Annotated in this window: 10 protein-coding genes; 5 read left to right on the top strand and 5 right to left on the bottom strand. The window is 62.7% G+C overall.

From position 1 onward, the window contains the following. Positions 1–145 precede the first annotated feature (145 nt). Positions 146–1,147 (top strand): ABC transporter substrate-binding protein, encoded by a 1,002-nt coding sequence (locus BLU46_RS15030; protein ID WP_093202989.1) that lies wholly within the window; start codon positions 146–148, stop codon positions 1,145–1,147. Between the two features lie 44 nt (positions 1,148–1,191). Here the strand turns inward: BLU46_RS15030 and BLU46_RS15025 are convergent, their stop codons facing one another. Next, complete coding sequence (locus tag BLU46_RS15025) at positions 1,192–2,112, bottom strand: LysR family transcriptional regulator (protein ID WP_063033624.1); 921 nt, start codon at positions 2,110–2,112, stop codon at positions 1,192–1,194. Positions 2,113–2,295: 183 nt separating this feature from the next. Between BLU46_RS15025 and BLU46_RS15020 the strand changes: the two genes are divergently transcribed. Continuing rightward, positions 2,296–3,201, top strand: coding sequence for a TauD/TfdA dioxygenase family protein (locus BLU46_RS15020; protein ID WP_093202984.1), 906 nt, complete (start codon positions 2,296–2,298; stop codon positions 3,199–3,201). 68 nt (positions 3,202–3,269) lie between these two features. On the opposite strand, the gene BLU46_RS15015 is transcribed toward BLU46_RS15020, so the two are convergent. Further along, positions 3,270–4,883, bottom strand: a complete 1,614-nt coding sequence (locus BLU46_RS15015) for an alkaline phosphatase family protein (protein WP_093202980.1) — start codon at positions 4,881–4,883, stop codon at positions 3,270–3,272. A 190-nt stretch (positions 4,884–5,073) separates the two neighbouring features. Beyond that, positions 5,074–6,018, bottom strand: coding sequence for a LysR family transcriptional regulator (locus BLU46_RS15010; RefSeq protein ID WP_063033621.1), 945 nt, complete (start codon positions 6,016–6,018; stop codon positions 5,074–5,076). A 155-nt stretch (positions 6,019–6,173) separates the two neighbouring features. Between BLU46_RS15010 and BLU46_RS15005 the strand changes: the two genes are divergently transcribed. Then, positions 6,174–8,522: a TonB-dependent receptor gene (locus BLU46_RS15005; protein WP_093202975.1), complete on the top strand. Its 2,349-nt coding sequence runs from the start codon at positions 6,174–6,176 to the stop codon at positions 8,520–8,522. Here BLU46_RS15005 and BLU46_RS15000 read toward each other — a convergent pair. After that, positions 8,519–9,703 (bottom strand): CynX/NimT family MFS transporter, encoded by a 1,185-nt coding sequence (locus BLU46_RS15000; RefSeq protein WP_093202971.1) that lies wholly within the window; start codon positions 9,701–9,703, stop codon positions 8,519–8,521. The two genes, BLU46_RS15005 and BLU46_RS15000, sit on opposite strands and share 4 nt — an antisense overlap. Further along, a complete protein-coding gene (locus tag BLU46_RS14995; RefSeq protein ID WP_093202967.1) occupies positions 9,690–10,151 on the bottom strand; it encodes a nucleoside deaminase in 462 nt (153 codons plus the stop codon). The genes BLU46_RS15000 and BLU46_RS14995 overlap by 14 nt, the downstream gene beginning before the upstream one ends. Before the next feature lie 105 nt (positions 10,152–10,256). Here BLU46_RS14995 and BLU46_RS14990 point away from each other — a divergent pair, with 105 nt between their 5' ends. Beyond that, positions 10,257–11,108, top strand: a complete 852-nt coding sequence (locus BLU46_RS14990) for a LysR family transcriptional regulator (RefSeq protein ID WP_076015530.1) — start codon at positions 10,257–10,259, stop codon at positions 11,106–11,108. A 240-nt stretch (positions 11,109–11,348) separates the two neighbouring features. Continuing rightward, on the top strand, positions 11,349–12,158 hold the full coding sequence (locus BLU46_RS14985; RefSeq protein ID WP_063033616.1) for an energy transducer TonB: 810 nt from the start codon (positions 11,349–11,351) through the stop codon (positions 12,156–12,158). Positions 12,159–12,183 lie beyond the last annotated feature (25 nt).

Here is a 12,183-nt window from a genome sequence, read left to right as displayed (position 1 = left end):
TTGGTGCATAGCCTTCTGGGGCCTGCGTTTGGCTGCCTATAGATCTGAAAGCTATTAAATTGTGAATTTATAGTATTTAAAGTTTTGATCCGCTTATGCCTACTTTCTGCTCCCCAGGCTACCGCCGCCCTCAGGAGCACCCCCTATGAAGCTGCCCTTCAAACGCTTGATCACACTGGTTGCCGGCACGGCGTTGGCCGGGCTGGTGCAGGCTGCCGACCTCAAGGAAATTCGCATCGCCGTGCCCGACCTCACCGCCGGTACTCAACACAGCGGCGGGGGTGTAGTGGACGTGCTGCGCCAACAGCAGATTTTTGAAAAGGCTTTCGCCGACCAGGGCATCAAGATCCAGTGGAATTTCTTCAAGGGCGCGGGCCCCGTGATCAATGAAGCCTTCGCCAATGGCCAGGTGGACCTGGCCTATCTGGGCGACCTGGCGGCAATCATCGGCAAATCCAACGGCCTCGACACGCGCCTGTTGAGTGCCAGCGCCCGAGGCGTCAAACATTACCTGGGGGTGGTGCCGGGTTCGGGCATCAAGACCCTGCAGGATCTCAAGGGCAAGCGCGTTGCGGTGTTCCGCGGCACTGCCAGCCAACTGTCATTCGACAGCGCTCTGGCCAGCCAGGGCTTGAGTGAAAAAGACCTGAAAGTCATCAACCTGGACTTCAACGCTGCCGTCGCCGCACTGGCCGCCAAGCAGATCGACGCGACCTGGGGCAGTTCGGGCCTGAGCGCGTTGCAAGCCAAGGGCCTGGCCGAAATCCCGCTGAGCACCAAGGACCTGGGCGACGCCGGCAGTATCCAGAGTGTGCTGGTGGGCAGCGGCAAGTTTGTCGATGAGCATCCCGAAGCCGTGGCCACGCTGCTCAAGGCGCAGCAGCAAGCGGTGCAATGGCTGACCGATGACAACAACAAGCAGGCCTACATCCAGTTGGTGTCGGGGCTGGCGAGTTATCCACCGGTGATCCTGACCAATGATTTGAAAGACCAGAAACTCAGCGAGATTTTCCCGTCGACCCTCGACCCGGTGTTCCTCGCCAAGTTGCAGAACAAAGTGGATCTGGCATCGCAGCAACGATTGATCCGCAAGCCGTTCCAGGTGAACGATTGGGTGGCGCCGAAGTTGGCGGCCGCCGGCATCTGAAGCCCCCTAATGCAAGCTACGTGGGAGGTGAGTGGGGCGGTGCGCTAGACCGCCACACTTACTTCGTGTTGATCCACTGCCACCAGCGTCTCGATCATCGCCTTGGCCGCCGGCGACAAGCGAAAGCCGGTGCGGCTGACGATCCCGCAACGGGCATTCAGGCTCTCGAGGTTTTGCGGCAGGTTGCGCCAGTGCAGCAGCACCAGTTTGCCTTTGGCAATGTCCTCGGCAAACGCCTCCTCGGTGCCCACGCCAATGGCATTGGACTGCAACACGATCTTCACCAGGGCCGGGAAGTGTTCGGTGTGAATGCTCGGTGAGAAATCCATGCGCCCGCTGAGATTCGCCAACAGTTTGCGAGTGCCTTGGGAAATCAGCGGCGCGGCCAACGGGTAATCGAACATGTCGTTGGTCGACAGGCTGTCCTTGGCCAGCAGCGGGTGCCCCGGCCGGCAGAAAAACACCCCGCGTTTGGGCGTCAGCGGCCGGGTCTGAAAGTTCGGGTCGGACTCGAACTGGCGGATGTCGGCGATAAAAAATTCGATCTCTTCGCGGCTCAGGCTGCGGCTGAGTTTTTCCCAGTTATCCACCTGGAAACTGGTGCGGATTTTCGGGTGCGCGGTGATAAAGCGCGCCACCGCATCCGGCACCAGTTTCACCGCCGGCGCCGGGCCGCAACCGAAGCGTAATTCGCCCGCATCCAGCTTGGTCATGCGCGTGACTTCGCTGCTCAACAACGCCGCGCCGTGCACCAGGGTCAGCGCATGTTGAAGCACCACCTGGCCTTCGGGCGTGGGGCGCAGGTCCTTGTTGCCCCGGTCCACCAGCACGCAGCCGAACTCCTGTTCCAGCCCCTGGATGCTGCGGCTGAACGCCGGTTGGGTGATGCCCATGGCGTCGGCGGCACGCACAAAACTGCGGTGTTCGTTGAGGGCAATGAAGTAGCGCAGTTGGCGAAGATCCATATGCTTTCCTGGCATTTGAAAAATAGGTCGAAGGCATTTGCGACCGGGGGAGCTGAGGTTTTAAATGCAAGCTCTTATTCCGTCAACGAAGCATGCGTTCATTTGCTAGACCTAAAATGCATATGAATAGAGCGTTGTTGCACGCTACTCCCAACCGAAAGCTGGCACATGAGGGTCATCACCATGAGCAACGCCGCACTAGCTGTTCAACCCGTCGCCCTGGCGCTGGATATCCACCCGGTGGCCGGACGCATCGGCGCCGAGATCCGTGGCATCACGTTATCCGGCGGGCTGAACGCCGCCACAGTGGAAGCCATCCAGCAGGCGCTGGTGCAGTACAAGGTGATCTTCTTCCGCGAGCAGACCCACCTCGATGACCAGAGCCAGGAAGCCTTCGCCCACTTGCTTGGCGAGCCGATTGCCCACCCCACCGTACCGGTGCGCGACGGCACGCGGTTCCTGTTGGAACTGGACGGTGCCCGTGGCCAGCGCGCCAACTCGTGGCACACCGACGTGACCTTCGTCGATGCCTACCCGAAGGCCTCGATCCTGCGTTCGGTGCTGGCGCCAGCCTCCGGTGGCGACACCGTCTGGGCCAACACCGCGGCGGCCTACAACGACCTGAACGCCGAACTGCGGGAGCTGGCGGACAAGCTCTGGGCCGTGCACAGCAATGAATACGACTACGCCGCGCGCAAGCCGGATGTGTCGCCGGAGAAGCTGGAGGAGTACCGCAAGATCTTCACCTCGACGGTCTACGAGACCGAGCACCCGGTGGTACGTGTGCACCCGGTCAGCGGCGAAAAGACCCTGCTGCTGGGGCACTTCGTCAAACGCCTGAAGGGCTATTCACAGGTGGATTCGGCGCACCTGTTCAACCTCCTGCAAAGCCATGTCACGCGCCTGGAAAACACCGTGCGCTGGCGCTGGAACACCGGCGACGTGGCGATCTGGGACAACCGCGCCACCCAGCATTACGCAGTGGACGACTACGGCACCCAGGAACGCATCGTGCGCCGGGTAACGCTCAAGGGCGATGTACCGGTGAGTGTGCAGGGGCAGCGTAGCCAGACCACCCGCGGTCTATAACTTCAACGCAAACGCCTGTGGCGCGGGAGCAAGCTCCCTCGCCACAAAAGCTTATCGGTCGTTTCGGGTCACCAGACCCCGATCTGCACCACCTTCTCCGCTTCCGGCTCTCCATACCTGAACCGTTGGCCACGCAGATCAATCTCGGCGTGGCTGATGGTGGTGCGCCGTTTCAAGCCTCGCAGCCATTCAAACAGATAACCCCGATGCGCCTCGCGCACATCCGCGTGCGCCGGGTCGGTACCCAGGTCGTGCAATTCCTGCGGGTCATTCTGCAAGTCGAACAACTGCGCGCGGTAACCGTCGTAGGCCAGGTATTTCCAGCGTTCGCTGCGCACCATGGTCATGCGACAGCGGTCGATGGGTTGGTCGAGGCGTTCCCGGGCCGGGGCCTGGAAGGCGTAGTCGTATTCGGCGATGGCGTAGCGGCGCCAGGTGATGTTTTCACCGTGCAGCAGCGGAATCAGCGAGCGGCCTTCCAGGCGGTGTTCGGCACCGGGTAATCCTAGCGCTTGCAGGAATGTCGGCAGCGCATCGATGGTTTCCACCAGGCGCTCGTCCACCGAGCCACGGCTGATATCGGCGGCAGCCCGAGGGTCGCGCACGATCAGCGGGATGCCTACGGCGGGCTCCAGCAGGAATTCCTTTTCACCGAGGAAATGATCGCCGAGGAAGTCGCCGTGATCGCTGGTAAACACGATCAATGTGTCGTCCCAGCGGCCATTGCTTTCGAGAAAATCAAATAGCCGGCCGAGTTGATCGTCCACCTGCTTGATCAGGCCCATGTAGGTCGGGATCACGTTAAGTCGCACTTCATCCCGGGAAAAATTCAGGCTCTCCTGGTGCTGGCGGAAAGCGTGGTACACCGGGTGATCACTTTCCTTTCCAGGCGCTGGCCGAATCGGTGCCTGTACATGCTCAGCCGTATACAACGCGTGGTACGGCGCCGGGGCGATGTAGGGCCAGTGCGGCTTGATGTACGACAGGTGCAGGCACCACGGTTGCTCACCTTGCTCGGTGATGAAGTCGATGGCGCGGTCGGTGGTGTAGACGGTTTCCGAGTGCTGTTCGTCCACCCGCGCCGGCAGGTGAGCGTTGCGCATGTGCCAGCCGCTGAGGATTTCCCCGGATTTTCCGGCGGCTGCATTCGCCCATTCGTGCCAAGGGTTGGTGCCGTCATAGCCCTGCTCGCGCAGGTAGTGGGTGTAGGGCGCAGACTCGCGTTTTTCGGTGAACAGCGGGCTGTCGGGGAAGATGCCGTCGTGACGGAAATAGGCTTCGAAGCCCACCTCATTCAGCGGTTGGGCCTGGGCACTGTCAGGGTCGATGTCCAGGCGTTGCAGGGCTTCGAGATTGGGCGTGGCGTGGGTCTTGCCCACCAGTGCGGTGCGGATGCCGTGGGGCCGCAAATAGTCACCGATAGTCAGTTCTTCCAGGGGCAGTGGCACGGCGTTCCAGGCCACCTGATGGCTGCTGACATAGCGCCCGGTATAGGCCGACATCCGCGACGGGCCGCAAATCGTGCCCTGGGTGTAGGCCCGGCTGAAGCGCACGCCGGCGGCGGCCAGGCGATCGATGTTGGGGGTGTGCAGATGGGCATGGCCATAGCACGAAAGGTAATCGCGGCGCAGTTGGTCGCACATGATGTACAGCACGTTGCGCACGGGTCTGGGTTGGGACATGAGGCTTCACCGAACGGAGGACAGGCGAACGATTTCGCCGCCTGGCAGGCCTTGAAGCAAGTGCATTTGGGGAATGGGTTTTATGCAGTGGGTGCATGGGTGTGGCGACTGGTGCTATCGCAGGCAAGCCAGCTCTCACATTTGAGATGCATGCCCCTGTGGGAGCTGGCTTGCCTGCGATAGCGGTCGCTCAGACAGCAAAATTCTCCAGCGCACACACCTCTTCATCCTGCTCATCGATCACCTTGATCTGCTCGATCATCGCCTCCGCCAGCGGTGACAGCCGATACCCCGCGCGACTGACAATCCCATAGCGGGTGTAGCGCTCCTCCAGGTCTTCCGCCAAACCCTCAATCCGCAGGCACACCAGCTCGCCACGGGCCATGTGCAGCACGTCGCTGTTGGCGCTGACGATGCCGATAGCGTCCGAACGCAGCACCACGCCCAGCAGGCTGTACCCGTTTTCGCATTCGACGTTGGGCGTGTAGTCGGGTCGGCCGCTGAGGTCGACGATGACCTTGCGCAGGTTCGGCGGGCGAATCGTCACCGCCAGCGGATAGCTCATCAACTGTGCCGCGGTCACGCTTTCCAGCTCCGCCAACGGGTGCCCGGCGCGGCAGCAGAAGTGCCATTTGCGCGGGCGCAAGCGGTGGGTCTGGTAATCCGGGTGGGCCTCGAAATGCCGGGTGTCGGCGACGAAAAATTCGAACTCTTCGCTGAGCAGGCGCTTGCTCAGGCTTTGCCAGTCGTCCACCTGGAACTGCACCCGGGCCTTGGGGTAGCGCCCGATAAAACTGCCGATGGCTCTGGGGATCAATCCGGCAGCGGGCGCCGGGCCGCAACCGAAGCGCAGCTCACCCGCCTCCAGCCCGTTGAACTGGCTGATCTCATTCGCCAGTTGCTGGGCGCCACTGACCAGCCGCCGTGCATGCTCGAGCAGCACCTGGCCTTGTTTGGTCGGCGCCAGGTCCTTGCGGCCACGGTCTACCAGCTGGCAACCGGCACTGAGTTCCAGCGCTTGAATGCTGCGGCTGAAGGCCGATTGCGACAGGTTCACGGTCACCGCTGCCGCGACAAAACTGCGTTGCTCGGCAAGGGCGATGAAGTGGCGAAGTTGGCGCAGGTCGATATGCATTTTTCACATTGAAAATATCGGGGAAATGCATTGGCTATGCATTAGGTCGACTCCTTATAAAGGCTATCTCTTATGCAGTAAATGTTTGTAAAAACATAAATAAATAGCCTTTAGGAATATGCGATCCAGCGTATTTCCTGACACCGGAGCCGCTTATGAGCCTGTTGAATCGCGCTGTCCCTCCCTCTCCCTGGCGCCTGAAACGCCTGCCGATGGCGCTGTTGCTGGCGGGCAGTGCCAGTTGGTCCAGCAGCCAGGCGGCCGACGAGCCTGCGCCGGCGCCCAAGGGTGAGAACGCCAGTGGCCAGCTGGAAACGGTCACGGTGACGGCGCGGCGGCGTACCGAAAGTGCCCAGGACGTGCCCACGCCCATGAGCGTGATCGGCGGCCAGGCCTTGGAGAGCCAGCGGGTCTACCGGATTCAGGACTTGCAGCAACTGGTGCCCAGCGTCAACGTCGCCTACATGCATGCGCGCCAGTCCAGCGTGTCGATTCGCGGGCTGGGGAACAACCCCGCCAGTGACGGCCTGGAAGGCAGCGTGGGGCTGTACATCGACAACGTGTACCTGGGGCGGCCGGGGATGGCCGTGTTCGACTTGATGGACATCGAACAGCTCGAAGTACTGCGCGGTCCCCAAGGCACGCTGTTCGGCAAGAACACCACCGCCGGGGTGATTAACATCAGCACCCGCGCGCCGAGTTTTACCCCGGAGCGCAGCATTGAGACTTCCTTGGGCGAGGACGGTTACTTCCAGACCAAGGGCACGATTTCCGGCCCGCTGACCGAGGACCTGGCGGGCCGTTTCTCCGCGTACCGCACCCGCAGCGACGGCGACATCAAGAACGAGTACGACGGCCACGACCTCAATGGCGGCTCGCGCCAGGGCTTTCGCGGGCAACTGCTGTACAAGCCCAGCGACACCTTCAACCTGCGCTGGATTGGCGACTACAACGAAGAAGACTCCAGCGCCGGCACCCGCGTGCTGTACAGCACCGGGCCGACCATCAATGGCACCAACCTGTATCAATCGCGGGCGGCGGCGGCAGGCGCGACCCTGGTCGACGGCACGCACCGCAAGGTCAACCTCGACAGCGACCAGCACGTCACCGTGTTCCAGGGCGGCACCTCGCTGGAAGCCAACTGGACCCTGCCCAGCGACTTCACCCTGACCTCGGTCAGCTCGTACCGCTGGTGGAATTTCACCCCGCGCAACGACGACGGCCTCAACGTCCCGGCCTCCTACAACGCGGGCGTGTCGGTGGAAGACAAACAGTGGTCCCAGGAATTTCGCCTGGCCTCACCCACCGGCGGCTTCTTCGATTACGTGCTCGGCGCCTACTACTTCGGCTCCGACCTGGACAACAAATCCTTCGCTTATTACGGGCCCAAGGCCGATATCTGGAACGGCACGCCCACCGGTGCCTTGAACAACGTCAGCAGCGTGGGCAACGGGCATATCCGCACCGACAGCTTTGCGTTGTTCGCCCAAGGCACCTGGCACCTGACCGAGCGCCTGGATTTCACCGCCGGCCTGCGCGGTACCTATGAGCAGAAAAGTGCCTGGGTCACGCGCAACGCACCCCTTGGCGGCGACGCAGTCACCGGTGCGGCGGCCACTGCACGGCGTGGGCGAGCGGGGGCTTATGACTCCGGTGACCTCAACCAATACAGCACCAGCCCCTCCGGTTTGTTGAACCTGAGCTATCGCTTCAACGACGACTTGCTGGGCTACGCGACCTTGTCCCACGGTGAGAAATCCGGCGGGGTCAACCTGGCGGTGGGCTCCGCACCTACCGCCGGCCCGGACTCGCTGTTGATCGGTACCGAGCGCGCGAACAACGCCGAGCTGGGGTTCAAGAGCACCCTGTGGGACCGTCGCCTGCAACTCAACGCCAACCTGTTCTGGACCCAGGTCAACGGCTACCAGACCAATGCCTACGACGACAGCAACCGCGTGCAGTACCTGACCAACGCCGGCTCGGTGCGCTCCCGGGGCGTGGAGGTGGAGAGCACGCTGATCCCGATCAAGGGCCTGACGCTCAATATCAACGGCTCGTACAACGACGTGCAGTACCTGTCGTACAAAGATGCGCCGTGCCCGCCGGAAGTCAGTCTGCGCCCGGGTGCGCCCGCTTCGTGCGACTTGAGTGGCCACCAGGTGGTGGGCGCCTCGAAGTGGATTGCCAACGCTAATGGCGAATACAAATGGAACCTGGATAACGGCTTCGAACCCTACGTCACCGCCAGTTATGCGTTCCGCTCCAAGGCGGTGGGCACGGTGGAAGATTCCGATTTCGGGCAGATCCCGGCCTACGCGGTGGTCAACCTCTCCACCGGCCTGCGGGGCAATTACCAGCAGGGGCAGTGGGACGTGTCGTTATGGCTGAAGAACGCCTTCGACAAGACCTACTACACCACCCTGTGGACCGGCGGTAACGGGGGTTATGAAGGGCTGTTGGGCACCCCGCGCACGCTTGGGGTGACCGGGCGCTACGACTTCTAGGCCGCAACGGGAGCGGTGCGATACGTCGCCGGGCTGAACACTTGGGTGAGTATCAGCATCGCCACCACCGTCAGCGTCAGCACCAGCCAGGCGCTGACGAAACTGCCGGTCAATTCCCGCAGCCAGCCAGTCAGCCATGGCGAAATGGCGTTGATCAAAAAGCCCACGCCCTGGACGAACGCCGCCAGCTGGCCGGCCTCCCGAGGGTCGCGGCGGTGATCCAGGGTCAGCAGCAGGCTCAGGGCAAAACATGCCCCCAGGCCGAAGCCGATCAGCGCCACCCACAGGTGCGGAAACTCCAGCGGCGCTGTCAGCAGGCCGATATAGCCCACGGTCTGGGCCAGCAGGCTGATGCTCAGCAGCGGCCGACGATCAATGCCGCGTTGCGCCAGTGCGGGCATCAACAGCGCGGCGATCACCTGGAAGATCGTCATGAACGCCAGCAGCGAACCACTGGGCAGCACGTCCCAACCCAACTGCTGATAGTAGGCCGGCAACCACGCGACCATGCTCATGTAGCCGCAATTCACCAGGCCGAAATACAGCGCCAGCAACCACGCCCGACGGTTGCGCAGGCCCTGGAACGGCGCCGTCACCTGCGGGTTTTTCGCCGCACCCAATGGCAGCCACGCCCACAGCAACAGCGCGCCCAGGGCCGGTAGCAGCCAGATCCCGAGCCCCGCCTGCCAGTGCTGGAAATGCCCCGCCACCAACGGGCTGAGCAGCGCCGCCAAGCCACCGCCGCCCATCAGCGACGCCGAGTAAACCCCCATCGCCAACGGCACGCGCTGATGGAATTGGCGCTTGATCATCGCCGGCACCAGCGCCTGGATCAGCGCCACACCGGCGCCGCCAAACAGTGCGGTAGCCAGCAGCGCCGGCGCCTGGCCAAACAGCCAGCGCGCGAGGCACGCCAGCAGAATCATCATCAGGCCCAGGGCAATCCCGCGACGTTCTCCCAGCTTCGCCTCCAGGCGCACACCCACCAACGCTACCAGCCCCATGCAGATCACTGGCAGGCTGGTGAGCAGGGCGCTGCTCTGGAAACTCAGGCCGGTGGCCAGGCGGATTTCCCCCAGCAATGGGCTGATGGAGCTGAGGATGGGCCGCAGGTTCAGGCCCAGCACCACCAGCAAACCCCAACCGGCGAGTTTGCCGGCGAACGAATTATTCAGCGTCATGCAGGGCCTGCCATTCACCGTAGAGGGCTTGCATTGCCGCTTGAGGCAGATGCTGCACGGGCAATTTTTGCTCCGCCAAAGGCAACGCCATTTGCTGGTAGATCGCTGCCGTCGACAGGCCAAATGGCGCCGCCACTTCGTTGCTGGCGGCGAACACCACGCGGGATATGCCGCACAGGTGCATCGCACTCAGGCACATCGGGCAGGGCTGGCCGCTGGCGTAGATCACACAACCGTCGAGGCGCGGGCCGAGTTGTTGGCTGGCGGCACGGATGGCGAGCATCTCGGCGTGGGCGGTGGGGTCCTGGCTCAAGTGGATCTCGTTGACCGCTTCCACCAGCACCTTGCCGTCGCGCACCAGCACGGCACCAAAAGGGCGGCCACCGGCTGCCACGTTGGCCTTGGCCAGTTGCACGGCGTGATGCAGATGCTGTTGATCGTCAGTCATGGAAAACCCCTCGTGCGCAATGAGGCGTGAAGTATGGGCAGCCGCAGGGGTATTCTGAAATTAAATATAACCATGCCAATCAGTGGCAAATGGAATGGTGAGCCCATGTTCGATCCTGTGTTGTTGCGCAGCTTTGTTGCCGTCGTCGATTGCGGCAATTTCACCCGCGCGGCCGAGCGCCTGCATTTGACCCAGTCCACGGTCAGCCAACAGATCCGCCGCCTCGAAGACGCACTCGGCAGCCAGGTCCTCGACCGCGACCAGCGCCGCGTGGTGGCCACGGTGGAGGGTGAACGCTTGCTGGCTTATGCGCGGCGCATCCTCGCGCTGCACGAAGAGGCGGCTGACGTGCTGATCAACCAGCAGAGCGATGGCGTGCTGCGCCTGGCGGTGCCCGAGGACTTTGCGGCCGAGCGCTTGATGCCACTGCTGTCGGCGTTTGTACAGGCTTATCCACGGGTGCGCCTGGAGGTCACCAGCGGCTTGGGGCCGGAGTTGCTGCGGGATTATCGCGGCGGTGAATTCGACGTGCTGTTGGTCAAGCAAATGGGCGACAGCGATGACTGTCTGGCGTCCTGGCCGGAGCCTTTGTGCTGGGTCGACAGCCGCAGCGCTCCGTCCCTGGGGCGTGATCCGCTGCCGTTGGTGGCGTTTCCCGCCGGTGGCCTGTATCGCAATGAAATGCTGCATCACCTGGAGGTGGGTGGCTGGCGCTGGCGCATCGGTTATTCCAGCGCGAGCCTGGCCAGCGTGTGTTCGGCGGTGGCGGCGGGGCTGGGAATCAGCTTGCTGCCGGTGCGGGTCGTGCAGCCGGGGCATGTGGTGTTGGGCGCAGACAGCGGTTTGCCGGCGGTGCAGGGCGTGCGGCTGGCGCTGTATGGCCGCAATGGTTTGGGCGCAGCGGGGCAGGCGTTACTGCGTCAATTGCAGGATTTATGTGCCAGTAACCCCCGCTGAGTCATGCCTTGAGTGAATATTTTGTATGCCTCAAAAGCATTCGGATTTTGCGCCTCGGCGCCAGCCCGCGCAGGCCGTGGCTTTGGCGTATCTGGATGTTTCGTTTATTCATTTTGGATCTATGTATAACTTTAAAGATTACTTTAAGAGATAAGCGTCTGGCCCCGATGATTCAGCCCTCGACGGCCGCCAAGGCAGGCCCGTCGGTTTTTTTGCTTAAGACCGCAGGGGAGTTAATCAATGGGCAATGTCCAGACCGCCGCCAGTGCACAAGAGGCGCAGTGGCGCCACGCACCGGGTGGTGAGTTGGTCGACCTTGGCCGGCCGCACCGCGCGCCGTTGGGGCAGTTGCGTACGCAGAAAACCCCCAAGGGAGTGTTGAGTCGGCGTGAAGCGATCCTGTTGGGGATTCTCGCGCTGGCTTTGCATGGTGCGGTGATCTATTGGGTCAGCCAGAAGCCAACCCCGGTGCTGCCGATTGTGCCGCCGGAAATTCCGCCAATGACGATCGAATTTTCCCAGCCGGCGCCGCCGGTGGTGGAGCCGCCACCGCCCGTGCCGCCACCGCCGCCACCACCGGTTGTCGAGCCACCGCCACCGGTGGTCGATGAATTGGCCGCCAAGCCGGCGCCGAAAAAGATTCCGAAACCCAAGCCGGTACCGAAGCCCGTGCCCAAGCCCGCACCGAAACCGGTCGCCGAGCAGCCGCCCGCGCCGCCTGTACCTGCGCCACCGGCTCCAGCACCCGCACCGCCCGCGCCTGCGCCGGTTACACCGGCCTCGGCCAACGCCGCGTACCTGAAGAACCCGGCGCCCGAATACCCGTCACTGGCCCAGCGCCGGGGTTGGGAAGGCACGGTGTTGTTGCGGGTGCATGTGTTGGCCACCGGCAAGCCGGGTGAGATCCAGATTCAGAAAAGCAGTGGTCGCCAGCAACTCGACGAAGCCGCACTGGCTGCCGTTAAACGCTGGAGTTTTGTACCGGCCAAGCAGGGCGATGTGGCCCAGGACGGCTGGGTCAGCGTACCGATTGATTTCAAGATTCATTAATTATTGGATGCGGTGTGTCGGACAC

Origin of the sequence: Pseudomonas yamanorum, from assembly GCF_900105735.1 — a bacterium.
GTDB lineage: Bacteria > Pseudomonadota > Gammaproteobacteria > Pseudomonadales > Pseudomonadaceae > Aquipseudomonas > Aquipseudomonas yamanorum.
Note: the sequence above shows the minus strand (reverse complement) of the source record. Positions and strands in the feature narration are given on the sequence as shown.